We start from the raw sequence: 18,397 nt of genomic DNA, 5'->3' as shown, positions 1-18,397 counted from the left end.
ATGAGATGACAGCAGAGACTGCAACTCAAGCCGGTACAGATGCCGAGGCATCGGCCGTGGCCCAGACGGAGGATCAGTCCGACGACGCCGCACAGACCGTCGCCGGTGACGGGGCTGTGGTGGAGAACGACGCCACCGAAGCGGACAACGGCGCGGACGACACCGTCGAGGCCACGTCGGGTGAGACCGACGACGCCGCGGACATCGATGACGAAGACTCGGATGACGACTCCGATGAAGACGATGACGAGGACGAGGACGACGAGGACCGTCTCGTCGAAGAAGGCGAGATCGCCGGTGACTACCTCGAGCAGCTACTTGACGTCCTCGACTTCGACGGCGACATCGACCTCGACGTCGATGGCGACCGGGCGGTCGTCAGCATCGACGGTGGCGACGATCTGACCAAGCTCGTCGGCCGCAAGGGCGAGGTCCTCGACGCGCTCCAGGAGCTGACCCGCCTCGCGGTGCAGCAGGCGACCGGCGAGCGCAGCCGCCTGATGCTCGACATCGCGCGCTGGCGCTCGGATCGCCGCGATCGGCTCGCACGCCTCGGTCGCGAGGTCGCCGAGCGGGTGCTGGCGTCCGGTGAGCGCGAGGCGCTGGATCCGATGACTCCGTTCGAGCGGAAGATCGTGCACGACGCGGTTGCCGTCGTCGACGGCGTCGTCAGCGAGAGCGAGGGCGCGGAGCCCAAGCGTCGCGTGGTGGTCCTTCCCTCCTAGTCCGCACTCCCCTCCCCCGCGGAGGCGATCAGGCCCCGACCGATGGTCGGGGCCTGATGTGTTTCCGGGACCGGACTCGCGGGGGTTGGCAGGCTGTCCTGGAGTGTTACATCGTTGTTGTTTCACGTGAAACAGGGGTGCTTCGGAAGGACGCCGAGCTCTCGTTCGTCGTTGTGATCCGGCGTCGCAAGGGACCGCGGACTGTCGAGGTTCTGCTGGGCGAGCGCTGCCCGCCGCCCGAGCGCGCTGCCCGAGCGCGCTGCCGGCGGGCTGTTGCGGGCGTTGTCCTGACACGATGCGGTGAGGTAGCCACGCCTGGGCTTCTGCGGACGGCGGCAGGGACCATCGAATTCCCCGGCACGGGTTCGTGGGCCGTGGGTGTCGCGGGAGCCGAGACTTCGGCGCGCCGGGTCAGGTGAGGATGTGTTCCGACCGCTGTAGTCGCCGCTGCCCCGTCCCCACCTGGCCAGCGTTCGTTCGCACGAACCTATGCCGCCGAACCACCTCAGGGCGGCGGCCGAATGCACGAGCCGGAACCTGCGCTGTGGATAGGTGTCCTCGGCGGGGCCGGCCCAGGTCCTGGGAGCGGTCGCGGAGCAAGGGCTTCTCGTCGGCTCGCGGGCGCGCTCGTAGAGGTCGAACGCGCGTGACTGCGGTCGGCGCGGAGGCGAGCGGTACGGTCGGTGACGCTGGTGGGCCACGCGGACAGCGTCGCGATGATCCGGGCCGCATCGCCGATCCCTCGACCGTCGGAGAGCTGCGTCCGCTCTCGAGAACCCGAGCCCCACGCTTAGCGCCGCGCGGCGAGGGCGCTGAGGGTGACCGTCTCGGTTCGCGCCGCTGATACATGCGTCACTAGATCAGGGCGGCGTGGATGTGAGCGACAGAGCTGTTCGGACCGGGACTGAGACTGAGACCGCTTCTGGCGAGGTGGCGTCCATTACGCCGTGCGATGGATCGCCTGCCCGGCTGGCTCCACCGAATAACAACGATGTTGTTTCACGTGAAACAGCGCCCGGACGTCCGATGTGTACCGACCCGACGGGCGCATAGGTTTCACGTGAAACACTAGGTACCGAGTCCCACCCGAACGGAGGCGAAGTGCCGTCTGACGCACAACCCGAGCACGAGCACGATCTGGACGCGTTGGCGGTTCCGCCGACTGCGGCCGCTGACATCTTTGGCGAGCGGTTGAGCCTGGCGGTCGACTACTGGCGAATCCTCGCGACCGATGGAATCGATCACGGCCTGATGGGTCCGCGGGAGGTACCCCGTTTGTGGGACCGGCACATCCTCAACTGTGGAGTGCTCGGCGAGCACATCTCGGACGGCGCGCGGGTGATCGACATAGGCAGCGGTGCGGGACTGCCTGGAATCCCCCTCGCCATCGCGCGCCCGGATCTGTCGGTCACGCTGATCGAACCGCTACTCCGACGCAGCACGTTCCTGGAGCGCACAATCGCGGCGCTCTCGCTCGACAATGTGGCCGTGGTCCGGGGGCGCGCTGAAGAGAAATCCGTTCGCGCCGCAGTCGGCCTGGCAGACGTGGTCACGTCTCGGGCGGTCGCTCCCCTGGAGCGACTGTCGAAGTGGTCCGGTCCCCTGGTTCGCCCGGGCGGGCAGATGATCGCGATCAAAGGTTCGTCAGCGGCCGAGGAGATCGAGCGTGACCGCGCGATCGTGGGCCGCTCTGGAATCACTGACCTGACGGTGCGCACGTGCGGTGATCGGTTCCTCGAGACGCCGACGACCGTGATCGTGGGGACGAAGAACGAACGGTCGCGGAGCGGCCGCTCCGGACGACGCTGAGGAGGCGATCGGATTGGTGTGGAGTCCGCGGAGGGCGCAGAATAGGAGGCGTTCTGTCGGCACCTCTGAAGGTGCTGCAATCGACGCTTCCGCGGCAGTGGGATCGGCGGCTCCAGCCGCCGGCGGTACTGGCGCGAGTCCTTACGAGGTCGGTCAAAGGAGTCCACGCGTGGTCGATCAAGACCCGAATGTTTCACGTGAAACCTCGGCAGGGGGCCGCCCCGGTACGGACGGACAGCCGTTCGCCGACACCCCTATCGCCATGGCTGCGGAACGCGCGAGCCAGGTCCTGACTCCGGGGGGCGCCGGGCAGCTCCCGAAACCTCCCCATACCCGAATCATGACCGTTGCCAACCAGAAGGGCGGGGTCGGAAAGACCACCACCACGGTGAACCTGGCAGCGGGTCTCGCACTTCGCGGACTCCGGGTTCTCGTCATCGACCTCGACCCGCAGGGCAACGCCAGTACCGCACTCGGCATCGATCATCGCGCGCAGGACATCGCTTCGGTGTATGAACTGCTGCTCGGTGAGGTGACGCTGAAGGAAGCGATTCAGGAGTCGCCGAGTCAGCAAGGTCTGTTCTGTGTACCGGCGACGTTGGATCTGGCCGGAGCCGAGATCGAGCTGGTCTCGCTCGTCGCCCGCGAGAACCGTCTACGTAATGCGCTCGCCGATGACATTCTCGCTGAGTTTCAGATCGACTACGTATTCATCGACTGTCCCCCATCGCTCGGGTTGCTGACCGTGAACGCGATGGTGGCCGCTCGTGAGGTCCTCATCCCGATCCAGTGCGAGTACTACGCACTTGAAGGGGTGGGACAGTTGCTGCGCAACATCGAGCTCGTGCAGGCACATCTCAACCGCGAACTCCACGTCTCCACGATCGTGCTGACGATGTACGACGGCAGGACGAAGCTGGCCGATCAGGTCGCCGAGGAAGTGCGTCGCCACTTCGGCGACAAGGTCCTGAGCACGATCATCCCCCGTAGCGTCAAGGTTTCGGAAGCACCGGGATACGGGATGACGATCATCGAATACGACCCAGGCTCCCGTGGTGCGATGAGTTACCTCGATGCGGCGCGCGAGCTGGCATTGCGCGCGTCCCGGGAAGCGTCGGCGTGACCCGGTTCGTCGACGGTTCACGTGAAACGCTGACCGAGCACCACCACCGCGAAAGGGAGTACCAATGAGCCAACGGGACACCGCTCAGCGTCGGGGCGGACTCGGTCGTGGACTGGCCGCACTGATTCCGACCGGACCGGCCGAAGACCAGTCGGACGCCCCTCGCCTCGGCAACGCTGCGGCCGATGTCGTGATCGGCAGGGGTCCGGCGGCGCCGACCGGCGACGCGAAGGACTCGTCGACCACCCCCCCGACAGCTGCGGGAACGCAACCCCTCAGCCCTGAAGAGGCGGGCGCGGTGTACCGCGAACTCCCCCCGAAGGAGATTCAGCCGAACCCGAGCCAGCCCAGAACGGTCTTCGACGACGAAGCCATGGCCGAGCTGGTGCACTCGATTCGGGAGTTCGGGCTCATGCAGCCCATCGTCGTGCGACGCCTCAAGAAGCCCACCGCCGACGGAATCGGCTATCAGATCGTTATGGGTGAGCGCCGTTGGCGGGCAAGCCAGGAGGCCGGGCTCGAGGCGATTCCCGCGATCGTCCGCGAGACACCTGACGGCGACATGCTGCGGGACGCATTGCTCGAGAACATTCATCGAGCACAGCTCAACCCCCTCGAAGAAGCGGCGGCCTATCAACAGCTGCTCGAGGAGTTCGGCGTCACGCACGAGGAGCTGGCTACTCGCCTTGGCCGCTCCCGGCCACTCATCAGCAACATGATCCGTTTGCTCAAACTGCCGATCCCGGTCCAACGACGTGTTGCCGCGGGGGTGTTGTCGGCCGGCCACGCCCGTGCACTCCTCTCCCTCGAGACCGGGAGCGACGCGCAGGAGGCACTCGCCGCGCGAATCGTCGCCGAAGGTCTGTCGGTACGGGCGACGGAAGAAGCCGTGACGCTAGCCAACCGTGGAGATGGGCCCGACGCCAAGTCACCGACTGCACCGAAACGCCGTCCGATGCAGATGCCGGGACTGCAGGATCTCGCGGAGAGACTGTCCGACAGTCTGGACACCAGGGTTACAGTCAGTCTAGGGAAGAGAAAAGGCAAGATCGTGGTGGAGTTCGGCTCGGTCGACGACCTGGAACGCATCGTCCAGTTCATCGATCCGAAGAAGTGAACTCAGGCGCGAGATTTTCGGTACCACCTAGACGCGGAAGTAATGTCACTGTGACGATAGACGAACCCGACGGGCACATTCCCATCGAAAGGTGTTGTTGCTCAGACACTTTGGTGGTCTCGGGCGCGTTCACCCGGAGTGCGCTGACATGAGTGTGTCCGTCACCCGCTTGGATCTGGAATCTTTCGCCTCACTCCCCCAGCACACTCGCAAATGTGTCTTCTGGGAAGTCGAGCCGGCGACCGAGACCAATCGTGCCGCAGGAATGACGGCGGCGGGCTTCAGCGACTTCGAGCCATACGAGAGCGAGTTCGACAAGGAAGCGTGGATCTCGGGTCTGCTCCTCGACTGGGGTGCCTGCGGTCAGGTCGCGATCGAGTCCGGTACGAACAGTGTCGTCGGCACAGCGTTCTACGCACCCCCGAATCGAGTTCCTCGATCACAGCACTTCCCCACCTCGCCGGTCAGTCACGACGCAGTGCTGCTCACCAGCATCCGTACCGAGCCCGGTTACGACGAGGTGGCGACGATCCTGCTGGACGCGGTACTGGGCGATCTCATCCGACGCGGTGTCCGTGCGGTCGAATCATTCGGACTGGTGCGGAACGGCACGGGCACCGACCTGTTCGAATCAGTCGGCGGTGCGGCAGGACTGGCGGATGAGGTCGAGTTCTGGTCGGATGAGGCCATCGCCGAAGTCACGCGCGAGATCCTCGACGACCCGCAATCCGATCTCTGCACGTCCTGTATGAACGATGCGTCGTTCCTGAAGGACTCCGGATTCGACGTCGTGTCGTCGCACCAGCGGTTCCCGCGTTTCCGGCTCGAGCTCGACGAGGGTCTCGGCTGGAAGTTCGAGGTCGAGAGTGCGCTGCAGAAGCTGGTGGTCATGGCCCAGATCGATCTGGCCGGCCGGCAGCAGACGGCGGTCCCGGTGGGAACCGGGCCGCGTCCGATCAGCGAGCGCCGTTCTCCGCTGCCAGCAGATCTGCGAAAGTGTAGGTGCCCGTAGGACGATCGTCCTGGTCGAGCAGGTACAGACGTTTCACGGCGACGACGATGGCGTCGGCGATCACGTTGCGCCAGTTTGAATCCCCAAGCACCGCAGCGTCGTCGGGGTTGGTGATGTATCCGATGTCGATGAGGGCGACGGGCATCTTCGTGAGTCGCAGGAGGTCCCAGGTGCGCTCGTGGCTTCGACAGTCCGTCAACGGTGTCCGCGCCGCGATCTCGCGCTGGATGAAGCCGGCGAGGTTACGGCCGATCGTCGAATAAGAGTTGTTGTTGCCGAAGTAGAACGACGCGACGCCGTTGGCGCGCGTATTCCGGTAGTGCCCACACCGCAGCGAGATCATCAGGTCGGCGTCCATCAGGTTGGCGACACGAGCACGCTCGTCGTCTCCGGGACGTCCACGCCCGTCGTGGGAGAGGAACGTCTGCATCCCCGTGGCGGCCATGCGGCCTTCGAGGCGAGCACCCAGGTCCCAGAGCAGTTCGGACTCGCGGTCGGCGACCTCATCGGTCGACAGCGCGTGAAGTCCGCCGGATCCGGGGTCGATGAGAATCCGCTTGCCGGACAACTGGGGACCGGATCGTCGGACATGCTCTTCCTCGCGGATGGCGTAGGGAGAACCACCGGTCACTCGCGTACCGAGACGCTCGAGCGAGCGCAGCGTGGCCGGGCCGCAGATCCCGTCGGAGGCGAGACCGTACTCGCTCTGGTACAGGCACACGGCGTTGTGCGTCGTCAGCCCGAAGATGCCGTCGACGAGAGAGGTGAAGTAGCCGAGATTCTGCAGCCGGCTCTGCAGGGTGGCGACGTCGTCGCCGACCATGGGCGCCGACAGCTGATACGACAGCACACGGGCTCCGAGACGGTAGGACGCCTCACGCAGAACCCGATAGGTCGCCGGCCCGACGATGCCGTCGACGATCAGGCCGCGTTCCTGCTGAAATGCACGGACAGCCCGGTCACAGGCTTCGTCGAAGACGGCGTCGGGCGGATTCCACCCGTTCGTCGTACTGCCGTTTGTGGCGCTCGAGGTTCCGTCGGCGGGCAACAGTCCGCGTCCGACCAAGATGGCGCGGATCTCGGCTACCGCCGAGCCGTGATCACCAAGTCGGAACACTGGCATCTCGTCACCCCTCGTACGAATCGCGGCAGGTGCGGTTCTGCGCGATGTGCGATGTACGCGAAGCGGTACACCGGTCAAACGTCAGCCTGCATTCTCGCAGCTGGACTTCACTACACCAAACTGCCCGTGGTCGGATCGTCCCGGCTCAGAGCACAGGGGTCTCCCGTCGAGACCACGGCCGACACTACCAACGCGAACAGTCCGCGGGTGGAACGGCAGCGTCGTTCACCCGTCGGACTGTCGCGACGATATGGAGATAACGGCAGGTCGTCAGGCCGACTGGCCGACGATCGAATCCAGCTCTCGGAGCAGGGCGGCCTTGCCCTTGGCGCCGACGATCGTCTTCACCGGCTGACCCTTGTCGAACAGGATCATGGTCGGTATCGACATGATCTGGAAATCACGCGCGGTCGACGGGCTCTCGTCGACATCGAGCTTGGCGACGGTCAGTTTGTCGGCGTGGTCACGCGCGATCTCCTCGAGGACCGGAGCGACCATGCGGCAGGGTCCGCACCAGGTGGCCCAGAAGTCCACCAGGACCGGCTTGTCGGCGCCCAGAACGGCGTCCTTGAACGTGGTGTCGGTGACTGCAACGGTGTTTGCACCCATGATGTGACCTCCTTGGTCGAACCGGGCTGTGATGCCCGGGTGGAATGTGGTGTGACGGCTCAGGCGTGTGCCTGAACTGCGTCGATCTCGGAAACGGCGGCCGCTTCGGCATCGTCGACGGTGAGGTCGGCCGCTTCACCCTGCTCGGCCAGCCAGCGCTCGGCGTCGATGGCGGCCGAACATCCACTGCCCGCGGCGGTGATGGCCTGGCGGTACGTGTGGTCGACGAGGTCGCCCGCGGCGAACACGCCGGGCAGGGAGGTGAGCGTCGTACGTCCCTGAACCAGGACGTAGCCCTCGGGATCCAGATCGACCTGCCCGCGGACCAGCTCGCTGCGCGGATCGTGGCCGATCGCGACGAACATGCCGGTCACGTCGAGAGTGCTGACCTCACCGGTCCGCGTGTCCTCGACCTTCAGGCCGGACACCGACCCGTCGCCGACGACGGAGTGGACGGCGGCGTTGGTGACGAAGCGGATCTTGTCGTTGGCGCGTGCGCGCTCGAGCATGATCTTCGATGCCCGGAACTCGTCGCGGCGGTGGACCAGGGTGACGCTTCGCGCGAACTTGGTGAGGAAGGTGGCCTCTTCCATCGCCGAGTCGCCACCGCCGATGACGGCGATGTCCTGGTCCTTGAAGAAGAATCCGTCACAGGTCGCACACGCCGACACTCCGCGCCCGAGGAGCTGCTGCTCCCCCTCGACGCCGAGGTAGCGTGCCGCGGCACCCATGGCGAGGATGATCGCGCGGGCCCGGTAGACCTCGCCGCCGACCTCGACCTCCTTGATCCGGCCGGACAGCCGAACGGTGTCCACGTCCTCCATGCGCAGGTCGGCGCCGAAACGGATCGCCTGTTCGCGCATCTCGTCCATCAATGCGGGACCCTGGATACCGGTCTGGAACCCGGGGAAATTCTCCACCTCGGTGGTCGTCATCAGGGCGCCGCCGAACTGGGTGCCCTCGAAGACGATGGGAGATAGCTCGGCGCGCGCGGCGTAGATCGCTGCGGTGTACCCGGCAGGACCAGATCCGATGATGATCAACTCGTGGATCTGCTGGGTCTCTGGCTGGCTCACTTGTCCTCCGTGCTGTGGGTTGAGCGAGACCCGCCCAGTCGAGGCGGGTCACGGCTGCTTCAACACCAGGGTAAGCGGAGATGTTCCCAGGGACGCGCTACGTACCCCGGCCGGTCCGCCCCCAGCGTGTGGACGCATCGGTCACCCGCCGACGATGCCGCGCGAGATCAGCGCCGGGTTTCCGAGGTCACAGTCGAGGCCGACGATCAGTGCGTCGAACCGTCCCGCGATGCCGGTCGAGAGGAGGATCGCCGCGGCCCCGGAACCGTCGACGAGGATGCGGCCGGAACCCACGATCACGACATCGGCCGGGACACGATGGGCGGCGGTACAGCGGCGGAGCGCCTCGACGGACCCGAATGGTGCGCCATCGGTCCGGCCGAGAACCGCGAGTGCGACCGCGACGTCGGCGGGCCCGCTCCCGGCCGGGGCCGACGACGACTGTGCTCGAGGTGTCCGGTCGGGAGTCGCGTCGGAATCCGAGACCAGCCGCAGGACTCCGAGGCACCCGGCCGCCACGACGACGACCGCGGCGGCGGCCACGAGCATGCGGGTGGCCGTTCGGCGGTGGGTGCGTGCGGACGGATCGACGCTCCGGCTCCCGCGGCGTGCGGCGGCCAGGTCGACCGGTGCGGGTGCCTCTCGTCCCAGCGCGGCGAGAGCGGCCGCGACGTCGTCACGCACGTTGTCGGGAACGGGAGCCGGCGCCGGTCCGGCGGCGCGCAGGTCGAGGGCGGTGCGGTCCAGGGCGGCCAGGATCGATTGCGCAGCAGGGTCATCCGCGATCTGGGAACGAATGTGGGCCGCCACGTGGTCGGGCAGCGCACCGGCGTGGAGGTCGGCGAGGATGTCCGCCGAGTACGGCGGATCGGGCAGATCACTCGTCTCGTGGTCATCGGGTCCCCGAGGGGTCATGGTGTCAGTCTTCCATTCCTGGGGTCGCGGGCGTTCGTGGTGTTCCCGTCGGGTCGGCGTCGGATACTTGGACGCGTGCCGCCCCGATTCGGTTCCCCCGTGATCGCGATCGGCCGGATCGCGTCGACGCCGTCCGGTGGGACCGGTCAACCGTCACGCAGATGGCCGAGGACCTGCGCGAGCTTGAGACGGCCACGCGCGCATCGACTCTTGATCGTGCCCTCGGCGACCCCCAGGATCGTCGCCGCCTCCGCGACCGTGTAGCCCTCGATGTCGACGGCGACGATGGCCGCTCGCTGGCCTTCCGGGAGGACGTGCAGGGCACGCCCGATCGACACCGACAGGTCGACCGCGGCGATGTCGTCGGTGGTGGCCGCGATCGACGCCACATCCCACTCCGGGAGCGGCACGGTCCTGCGAACCCGGTTGCGCCGGATGCGATCGAGCCCGGCATTCACGACGATTCGATGAAGCCAGCTCGTCACCTTTGCATCGGACCGGAAGTCGTGCGCGGTCCGGTGGGCGGCGAACAGGGCGTCCTGTAGGGCGTCGGCGGCATCCTCGGGATTCTGGCTCGTCCGCAACGCCACGGACCACAGGTACTCGAGGTGTCGGTTGATCAGATCGGAGAAGGCGTGTGGGTCACCGGCGAGGTGGGCATGCAGGAGTTGCTCGTCGGTACGCGTGTCGGTCGCGTCGTTCCCCCCGGGCATGGGCTGAGAGTAGTGGAGCCGACACCGGGTCATCCGATGGAGCGACGCCTGTGCACAGATGCCCGTGAAATGCGGATTCTTCCTCAGGCCGGCCGGTCAGGCCTGCAGGCGTGCGCGTACCGCGTCCATCTGTGACCGCAACTCGCCCTCGTCGATGACTCCCCGGTCGAGCAGGGTGTGTGCCAGCGCGACGAGCTGGTTCTCCGGGTAGGGCAGGTCGGCGTAGATCGTCGACGACAACCGGTCCTCGTCGTCGCGTCGTTCGACCGCACCGGGGGTGTCCGCGCACGCCGTCGCGGAGTCGGCGACCCGGTCGAGTGCATCGCAGAGTCCGTCGAGGCTCGTCTTCCACGGCGGAACCGGGTTCTCCACACCGTATTTCGCCGCCATGCGGTGCCACACCTGATTGCGCTCGACGATCTCGTCGAGCGGGCGATGGGAAGCGGCGTGTCCGTCGTCGGTCATGTGGCTACTCCCCCGCCGGGTGGACGGCCGGCCGGATGGTGGAGACGACGTTGGTGGTGACGCCCGGTTTCGGCAGGGCGACGCCGATGAGGCAGTCGCGGGTGATGATCTCCGACAACTGCTGCTCGGTCCATCCTTCGGTACCCTCGGGGCGCTGCGGCATCACCATGAACCGATGCTTCTGATTGGAGTCCTGCACGCGCACCGAGACTCCATCCGGGAGTTGAAGTCCGAACTCCGACAGTACTTGTCGGGGCCATCGCACCATTCGGCGACGGTAGTTCGGGGTTCGGTACCACTCGGGTGAGTTCCCCAGGATGGGACGCGGGTAGCACGAGCACAACGCGCACACGATCACGTGGTGCACGGTGGGGGTGTCGGCCAGGATCTCGAAAGCCGTGAAGTCACTGGGTGTTCCGAATCCGGTCGGTTCCAGCCAGTCGACTCCGACCTCCTTGCTGGCCGCCATCGGGTCGTCGAGTGCCAGCTTCTCGAACTCGGGATCGAGCCAGGCCCGGGCGACGAGTTGCGCGGCGGGCGTCGGTCCGATCTGCTCGGCGAACTCGGTGAAGCGTCGATGTTCCTCGGCGGTGAAGAGCCCCTTCTCGATGCAGAGCTCACGCAGCGCGATCTCGAGCACCTCGAAGTCGGTGATCTCGTCGACCATCGGCTTGACCGTACGGTCGTGGTCGTGGTCGTGGTCATGAGAGCCGTGGTCGTCGCTCATCGGTCTTCGTCCTCTCCATCGGCCGATTCGAGCCAGCGTTCGGGGATCTCGGTCTGCAGGGTGTCGTCGGCGGGCCCGGTGTAGCCGTGCCAGAGGTCGCCCATGACGAACCGGATCACGTAGAACCACTCCGGTTGGGCATCGGAGAGACCCCAGGTCTCGTCCTCGGGCGCGGGGCTCTCGTAGGCGACGGCGGCGACCTCGCCGATGGCCCCCCGGACGTATTCCGGTGTGCGCGTGTACAGCAGGACGGGAAGCTCGCGCACTCGGACCCGGTCGCCGATCGCGAACGCGGCGTCACCTGCCCGTCCGGCATAGATCTGCGGGTCGCCGACCCCGATCGCGTGGCGGTGATGGGTGTTCCGGGGAACGTCGGATCCGTCGCCCACGCTGCGGGGCCGGGCTTCGAGGCGCCGGCCCTCGAGCCCCCCGGCGTATCGCTGTCCGACGTCGAGCATGCGCTCACTGAGCTCACCGAGCGCGATGTGGTGTTTCTCGACGAGAATCCTCGCGACGGCCAGCAACCAGCGTCCGTAGTAAGGGATTCCGAGGTAGACGGCGCGACCGACGTCGACGTTGCCGATTCGACGCCGCTCCTCGGACAACCAGATCCCGCGCCAGGCGAGCACCTCACACATGACGTAGGTCATGTGCTCCCATTCCTCGTAGGCCTTGCCCTCGTAGGTGATCGGGGCGTCGGGCTCACCGCCGACGTCGTGCACAGGCTTCATGTAGGCGACGAATCGGTTGTGATCGAGGAGGTCGGGCGTCGGCGCATCCGGCAGCTCGGGATACGAGGACTTCAGTCGCGCAACGAGATCGAGTTGCCTCGCACGTTCTTCGGCAGTGCTCACCGGACACCTCCCGGACGCCATGTCCGATATTGTGGAGCGCAGTTGCGGGAGAATTTACACGCCGTCAGCGGGATCCCGAGGCGTTTTCGTCCGACCCCGGCGGCACCCGGCGAGCCCCCGCGCTCCCTGATCCGAAAGAACAACAGACCCACTGGCCCCCGTGCCCCCTGAGGTGTGAGCGAAGCGAGCGCCCCGTGGCCCCTGAGGTGTGAGCGAAGCGAGCGCCCCGTGCCCCCTGAGGTGTGAGCGAAGCGAGCCTCGAAGGGTCAGGTGAGGAGCCGGCCGTAGGCCGCGACGAAGAGCTCCACGCACACGTCGAGGATCTCGTCGAGCGCGAAGCGCGGCGTGTCGGACTCCCCCGCGCCCGCGACGTACCAGTCGACGAGCAGCTGGGTGACCGCTCCGACGAGGCCCACCGACGCCAGGCGCTCGCGGTCGGACTGCGGTCGCGCGCCACGGGCCAGCGCCAGGATGAGTGCCGCCCAGTCGTGGATGGCGCGCATACGGACACGTTCGATCTCCGGGGACACACCCACCACTTCGACGAGCATCACCCGTGCGCGTCGGGGATCGTCGGCGAGGCAGGACATGAAGGCGCCCAGGGCGGCACGAGCTACCTCCGGAACACGTTCGGCAGCAACGCCTTCCGAAGAACCCAGGAGTTCGGGGTCGGCGTCGGCGATCTCGGCGGCGGACCGTACGGTTGCCGCCCGGACGAAGGCCACACAGTCGTCGTACACGGCGACGAGCAGATCGGCGCGGTCGGTGAACGACTCATAGAAATATCGCTGCGTCAGACCGGCGTGGTCGCAGATGCCCTTGACCGAGACCTTGGCGTACCCGTCGGTGCCGAAGGTGTCGAGTCCGGCCGCGATCAGAGCGGCGCGACGACGTTCCCGGCGCTGCGTCGGGTCGGCCCCGCCATACCGACGCCCGGGCGAATTCTCCGACGGCGATGGCAATGGCGGCGTCGACGTCGACGGGGACGGCTCCGGCACGGACGCCACGCGATCTCCCTCCGACTCTTTACAGCGCTGCTTCTGACACGATACCTTGTCAGAACGAACTGACATGGAGTCGTGTCAGATGATGTCGTGAGGGGTACACCGTGCTGGAGTTCTTGCCGGAGCCGATGCGTGAGCCGACGGTGCTCGCGATCCCGTTCTTCGTCACTCTGCTCGCCATCGAATGGTTCGCCGCGGCCAAACTGGAGCACGACGAGCACGCGCTGACCGCGGACGGTGCCGCCGAGTCGGACATCGCCGGACGACCCGGGCAGGCGCCGCCGGGCGCCTACGACTCCCGGGACGCTCGGTCGAGTGTGTCGATGGGACTGGTGTCGATCGCGACCAGCGCCTTCTGGAAGTTCCTCGGTCTACTGCTGTACACCGCACTGTTCGCCTATGTCGCCCCGTGGCAACTCCCGGCGGACGAGTGGTACACGTGGGTGATCGCGTTCGTGGGCGTCGACCTCCTCTTCTACTGGAGCCATCGCGTCTCCCACCGGGTCCGCCTGGTGTGGGCGACCCACCAGGCCCATCACTCCAGCGAGTACTTCAACTTCGCGACGGCCCTCCGGCAGAAATGGAACATCAGTGCTGCGGTCCTGATGTGGATTCCGCTCCCGCTGCTCGGGGTCCCGCCGGCGCTGGTGTTCGCCGCCTATTCGCTGAACCTGATCTACCAGTTCTGGATTCACACCGAGCGGATCGGAACCATGTGGGCGCCCTTCGAATTCGTGTTCAACACACCGTCGCGCCATCGCGTGCACCACGGCTGCGACCCCGAGTACCTCGACCGCAACTACGGCGGCGTCTTCATCGTGTGGGACCGCATGTTCGGCACGTTCGCCCCGGAAGTCCGGCGCCCCCGCTACGGATTGACCAAACCCGTCGACACCTACAACATCGTCCGACTGCAGACGCATGAGTACGCGGCGATCGCGCGGGATGTCCGCGCCGCGGCGTCGTGGCGTGCCCGCCTCGGCTACGTCTTCGGACCACCGGGGTGGACGCCCCGCGATGTCGGACCGGACGCACCTGCCACGGCGTCGACCCCGACGGCCGTCACCAGCTCGACGACGGCGGAACCGGCCGCCTGAGTTCGGCCGCGCGGCACCACGATCGGCGCGTCAGCCCGCCATCGTGATGCGAGAGATCTCCGCCTGGTAGCCGCTTCCCGAACTCGGCAGACTCGTGAGCCAGACCATCACGTATCGGGTGGTCGGCGCCTGCGCGATCGGAATCGTGGTCGACGCCTGATCCACCTGGCCCGACGCCACCGTCGTGGTCCGGGCGAAAGCCGGGCGGGCCGACGGCGCGGTACGGATCTCGACACCGATGCCGGGCGTCGGACTCTCGATGGTGACCGACCGGACCGCGCGCTCCGTGCCGAGGTCGAACATGAGTCCCAGCCCCGGCTTGAGCCCGCCGAAATCCGGTCGGCCGCGGTAGTTGTCGGTCTGCCACGGCGGCGCGGCGCCGGTGATCACATTGCGCACGTTCGCCGAGTTGTCCGGTGTCTGCGCGGAGAAGTCGACCACCGACACCGATTGCAGCGCGATGGGCTGCGGTGCGGCCGGTGTCGCGGGGGTCGGTGGCGGGTTGGCGCCGGGCGTGGGCGCGGGTTCGCTGGTGGTCAGGATCGAGTCGATGTCGCTCGGCCCGCTGCTGCCCCCGAAGACGTTGGTGGCACCCACGATCAGCGCGATGACGATGAACAGCGCCAGGAGTCCGGCGCCGATCAGCAATGCCAGGTTGCGGCGCGGCGGCTTCTCGCCGCCGCCACCCAGACGCGGTGTCACCGCCACCGGCGGCGGGGCGTCGGCGTCGGTGATCGCCGGCAGCATGTCGGTGTTCAGGTCGACCACGGTGGCCTGATCGAGGACGTGCTGCACGGTGGCAGCGGTGCGGATGCCGCGGGATCCGTCGAGTGCGCGCGCGGCGACCGCCGAGATCTCGAACGGGATGTCGGGCTTGGCGACGCGCGGCTCGACGGGTTGTCCGTCCTCGCCGGGGGTCGCGACCGGAATCCCGCCCACGGGTTCGGTGCTGTCGGCGGTGGTGATCAGCCGGGAACCGTTCGCCGGGTCGAGGGCCCAGCGGTTCAGCAGCAGCGCGTACAGCACGGCTCCGAGTCCGCGTACGTCGGACGCCTTGTCGTCACCGGCGAGGGTGCCCGGGAAGGCGAGAACAGCATTGCCGTCGTGGCTGATGCGGATGCGATCGGGATGGTCGATCGACAGCGCACCACCGGAGCGGTGGGCGATCTCGGCGGCCGCCGCGAGCGAACGCACCGCACGAGCGGCCCCGATCGGCGACGGTTCGGACCTCGCCACATCGGCCAGCGACGACCCCGGCACCCACTCGGCGACGACGATCCCGCCCGACGATCCGCGGACGACGTCGAGGACGCGTGCCACCCCGTCGGAGTTGATCTGGCCGAGACGCAGGGTGCGCGACAGCACTGCCTGGGGTCCCTGGTCGGAGATCCTCGCGCCCTGGCCGCGTTCGGGTGGCGGAGCCAGTTGCTCGGCGTCGACGAAGGTGAGCGCGACCTCGCGGTCGAGATTGATGTCCTGCGCCCGCCAGAACTGGAGTCCGCGGGTGCCGCCGTGTTGCTCCAGCAATCGGTATCGACCGCCGGCGACCGCCGCGCCGGGGACGAGGCGGGGTCCGCGGCGGCGTGGGCTCGACGAGTCGTCGGTGGTACCGGTCGTGCCGGTATCGGCAACGGCGGGAGTCGGGGTCGGCGGAGTGGGTGCGTCGCCTGCTCCGGGCTCGGCGGGCGGCCCGGTGGCAGCAGTGGTGTCGATCTCACTGTCACTCACGCGACGGACTCCTCTCCTGCGGTATCTGATGTCGCGCGGTACCGGCGCGCGCTCCGGGATGGGACGCACATCCCGCGTCGCGCCGATGGCGCCACCGGAGTGTACGGAGTACGACTGCCACGTCGCGGTACCTCTGTCGAAGCGGCGCAGCACCTGTACCTGACCAGAGTACGGGAGCGATTCGTCGCCGGTGACCCGCGGAAACTGAACTGTGATCGCCGGTGACTGTTCACGTTCGGGCTGCGGCGGCGGTGCGAGGGACGGGATGAACCGGCCGAGGAGTCGTCGTACCGCGAGGCCGATCGCGACGACGTCGGGCACGCGGGCGGCAGCGAGGCCCGCGTAGGTCACCGCGAGCACCACTGCCGCGGTCAGCCCGAGGTAGAGAACGGATCCCACCTTGCCCAGCCAGCCGATCATCTGGTCGAGGCCGGTCAGTTTCGCGACGGCCCAGACCGTCGCGGACACTCCGATCGAGACGGCGAGGGTGACGACGGACGTGCGTGCCACATCGGAGAGCCGTGCCCCGTGGAGCCGGCTGCGGAGCAGGAAATGACCGACGACGGCACCGACGAGATAACCCAGGCCGTTGGACAGCGCGAGCCATCGCACGACGAGTTCCGGATCGTCGAAGAGCACCGGCCCGAGGTAGGACGACGCGACTTTCACCACCGTGATGCCCAACGCGATGAACGTCGGGGTCCACGCGTCCTCACGCGCATAGAACACGCGGAGCTGGACGAGTGTCATCGAGTACGGGATGAGCGTGAACGCGCCCCAGGACAGCACCGAGCCCAGCTGCGACGCGGACGCCGCGTCGAACTTGCCGAAGTTGAACACCGCGATGGCGATGGTCGGTCCGAAGAACGTCATGAAGGAGACGACCGGGACCAGCGCGACCATCGTGAGCCTGGTGGCCAGCGACAGGTCGTCGACGACGGCCTTGGTGTCGTCCGCGGTGGCGTTGCGGGACAGCCTCGGCATGATCGCGGTCAGGATGGTGACGCCCAGCACGCCGTACGGGAGCTGCAGCAACTGCCAATGGGTGAAGTAGATGCTGACGCCCGACGCGTCGGCCGACGACGCGATCCGGTAGGTCACGATCAGGCCGACCTGGAGAAGCGCGACGTACGCGACGATGGCGACCGCCATGTTCCCGAACTGGCGAAGCCGGGCATCGATGCCCCATTGGAGGCGGAGACGCACCCCTGACTTGCGCAGGAACGGCACCAGGATGAGCGCCTGCAGGACAACACCGGTCGTGCAGCCGATGCCCAGCACCAGGAGCTGCGGATCCGACATCCGAACGGGATTGAGTGTGATCTCGCCGGGCACCACCGCGTAGAGCACGAGCGTGCTGATCTGCACGACGTTGTTCAGGACGGGCGCCCACGCACCCGGCTTGAAGTGCCCGCGCAGGTTGAGGATCGCGATGAACAGCGCGGACAGTCCGTAGAACAGGATCTCCGGCAGCAGCAGGTAGGCCAGCGCGGTGGAGAGCTCGCGATTGACCTGCCCGTCTCCCAGATTGAGGTAGGTCAGCAACGGCGCAGCGATCACCGCCACCACCGTCGCGGTCCCGAGGACGACGACGGTGATGGTGAAGATCCGGTTGATGAACCCCTCCCCGCCGTCGGGGTCCTCGGCTTCGGCCCGGGCGAGCAGCGGGATGACGATCGCGGTCAGGACGGCACCGAGGACGACCTCGGCGATCATGTTCGGCAGCACGTCGGCGGCCTGGAACGCCGACGCGATCGCGGGTCCGAGCATCGCGAGGATGAGCACCGTGCGCAGGAAGCCGGTGATCCGACTGAACAGGGTGGCGATGGCGATCGACCCGCTGGTGCGCAGGATGCTCGAGTCGGAGTCGCGCGCCAGCCCGGTCGACGACGCCTTCTCGTCCGGCGCCTTCCCGTCCGACGCCGCGACGTTGGTCACCGGGCCGCCCGACGGCCGGTCGGGCGCGGGCGCGTTCATGACCCGCGTGTGGCCCTGAGCGGGTGACGCGATGGGTCGGGCCGGCGTGGGTGGGGGCGGCGCCGGTGGGGGCGCTGCCGGCGCGGGCGGGCGGGGCGTCGGCGGACGGCCGGCCGAGGGAGCAGGCCGACCGGGTCGTGCATTCGCCGACCGCGGGTCGGCGGCTCTCGGCGTGTCGGTCCTCGGGTCGGGAGCTCGCGGCGGGGTCGATCGCGGGTTCGGGGACCCCGGCGGGATCCTCGTCGGGGGAACCCGGTCACCCGGTGTCCGGTCCGGCGGGATCCGTCGGGGTGCGGCGCGCTCGGGACGTTGGTGCGGCGCCG

General features: G+C 67.5%; 16 protein-coding genes and 1 pseudogene. 6 read left to right on the top strand and 11 right to left on the bottom strand.

What is annotated here, in order from left to right:
• The first annotated feature begins 5 nt into the window (after nt 1–5).
• A complete protein-coding gene (locus AC3B5T_RS07050) occupies nt 6–725 on the top strand; it encodes a Jag family protein (protein WP_055476364.1) in 720 nt (239 codons plus the stop codon).
• A gap of 617 nt (nt 726–1,342) precedes the next feature.
• Here the strand turns inward: AC3B5T_RS07050 and AC3B5T_RS07045 are convergent.
• Nucleotides 1,343–1,458, bottom strand: a pseudogene (locus AC3B5T_RS07045) (carbon-nitrogen hydrolase family protein); the annotation flags it as partial.
• Between the two features lie 368 nt (nt 1,459–1,826).
• On the opposite strand from AC3B5T_RS07045, the gene rsmG reads away from it, so the two are divergent.
• From rsmG to AC3B5T_RS07025, 4 genes are all read left to right on the top strand, one after another.
• A complete protein-coding gene (gene rsmG / locus AC3B5T_RS07040) occupies nt 1,827–2,534 on the top strand; it encodes a 16S rRNA (guanine(527)-N(7))-methyltransferase RsmG (protein WP_055476365.1) in 708 nt (235 codons plus the stop codon).
• Between the two features lie 169 nt (nt 2,535–2,703).
• The gene (locus AC3B5T_RS07035; RefSeq protein ID WP_035717512.1) at nt 2,704–3,657 is read left to right on the top strand and encodes a ParA family protein; all 954 of its coding nucleotides are present in this window, start codon (nt 2,704–2,706) and stop codon (nt 3,655–3,657) included.
• Nucleotides 3,658–3,721: 64 nt separating this feature from the next.
• Nucleotides 3,722–4,774, top strand: coding sequence for a ParB/RepB/Spo0J family partition protein (locus tag AC3B5T_RS07030; RefSeq protein ID WP_010843064.1), 1,053 nt, complete (start codon nt 3,722–3,724; stop codon nt 4,772–4,774).
• A gap of 148 nt (nt 4,775–4,922) precedes the next feature.
• Nucleotides 4,923–5,786 carry a hypothetical protein gene (locus AC3B5T_RS07025; RefSeq protein ID WP_010843065.1) on the top strand — a complete coding sequence of 288 codons (864 nt, stop codon included), beginning with the start codon at nt 4,923–4,925 and terminating at the stop codon, nt 5,784–5,786.
• On the opposite strand, the gene AC3B5T_RS07020 is transcribed toward AC3B5T_RS07025, so the two are convergent.
• The 9 genes from AC3B5T_RS07020 to AC3B5T_RS06980 all read right to left on the bottom strand — a co-directional run bounded on the left by AC3B5T_RS07020 (nt 5,731) and on the right by AC3B5T_RS06980 (nt 13,275).
• Nucleotides 5,731–6,909 carry an N-acetylmuramoyl-L-alanine amidase gene (locus AC3B5T_RS07020; protein ID WP_055476366.1) on the bottom strand — a complete coding sequence of 393 codons (1,179 nt, stop codon included), beginning with the start codon at nt 6,907–6,909 and terminating at the stop codon, nt 5,731–5,733. The two genes, AC3B5T_RS07025 and AC3B5T_RS07020, sit on opposite strands and share 56 nt — an antisense overlap.
• Nucleotides 6,910–7,179: 270 nt before the next feature.
• The gene (gene trxA / locus AC3B5T_RS07015; protein ID WP_010843067.1) at nt 7,180–7,518 is read right to left on the bottom strand and encodes a thioredoxin; all 339 of its coding nucleotides are present in this window, start codon (nt 7,516–7,518) and stop codon (nt 7,180–7,182) included.
• A 59-nt stretch (nt 7,519–7,577) separates the two neighbouring features.
• Entirely contained in the window at nt 7,578–8,594 is a 1,017-nt protein-coding gene (gene trxB, locus AC3B5T_RS07010; protein ID WP_055476367.1) for a thioredoxin-disulfide reductase, read from the bottom strand.
• Between the two features lie 141 nt (nt 8,595–8,735).
• Nucleotides 8,736–9,509, bottom strand: a complete 774-nt coding sequence (locus AC3B5T_RS07005) for a hypothetical protein (protein WP_010843069.1) — start codon at nt 9,507–9,509, stop codon at nt 8,736–8,738.
• Between the two features lie 146 nt (nt 9,510–9,655).
• Complete coding sequence (gene sigM, locus AC3B5T_RS07000; RefSeq protein WP_010843070.1) at nt 9,656–10,222, bottom strand: RNA polymerase sigma factor SigM; 567 nt, start codon at nt 10,220–10,222, stop codon at nt 9,656–9,658.
• A gap of 96 nt (nt 10,223–10,318) precedes the next feature.
• Nucleotides 10,319–10,687 carry a hypothetical protein gene (locus AC3B5T_RS06995; protein WP_010843071.1) on the bottom strand — a complete coding sequence of 123 codons (369 nt, stop codon included), beginning with the start codon at nt 10,685–10,687 and terminating at the stop codon, nt 10,319–10,321.
• A 4-nt stretch (nt 10,688–10,691) separates the two neighbouring features.
• Nucleotides 10,692–11,414: a thiocyanate hydrolase subunit gamma gene (gene scnC, locus AC3B5T_RS06990; RefSeq protein ID WP_010843072.1), complete on the bottom strand. Its 723-nt coding sequence runs from the start codon at nt 11,412–11,414 to the stop codon at nt 10,692–10,694.
• Nucleotides 11,411–12,268, bottom strand: coding sequence for an SH3-like domain-containing protein (locus AC3B5T_RS06985; protein ID WP_488358468.1), 858 nt, complete (start codon nt 12,266–12,268; stop codon nt 11,411–11,413). The genes scnC and AC3B5T_RS06985 overlap by 4 nt, the downstream gene beginning before the upstream one ends.
• 266 nt (nt 12,269–12,534) lie before the next feature.
• Complete coding sequence (locus tag AC3B5T_RS06980; protein WP_488358467.1) at nt 12,535–13,275, bottom strand: TetR/AcrR family transcriptional regulator; 741 nt, start codon at nt 13,273–13,275, stop codon at nt 12,535–12,537.
• 101 nt (nt 13,276–13,376) lie between these two features.
• Between AC3B5T_RS06980 and AC3B5T_RS06975 the strand changes: the two genes are divergently transcribed.
• Nucleotides 13,377–14,369 carry a sterol desaturase family protein gene (locus tag AC3B5T_RS06975; protein ID WP_488358466.1) on the top strand — a complete coding sequence of 331 codons (993 nt, stop codon included), beginning with the start codon at nt 13,377–13,379 and terminating at the stop codon, nt 14,367–14,369.
• A gap of 30 nt (nt 14,370–14,399) precedes the next feature.
• Here AC3B5T_RS06975 and murJ read toward each other — a convergent pair whose 3' ends face one another.
• Nucleotides 14,400–18,074, bottom strand: coding sequence for a murein biosynthesis integral membrane protein MurJ (gene murJ / locus AC3B5T_RS06970; protein ID WP_488358465.1), 3,675 nt, complete (start codon nt 18,072–18,074; stop codon nt 14,400–14,402).
• Between the last annotated feature and the right edge of the window lie 323 nt (nt 18,075–18,397).

The sequence above is a fragment of the Gordonia sp. G4 genome, assembly GCF_057770005.1.
This window is presented reverse-complemented; position numbering and strand designations above follow the sequence as displayed.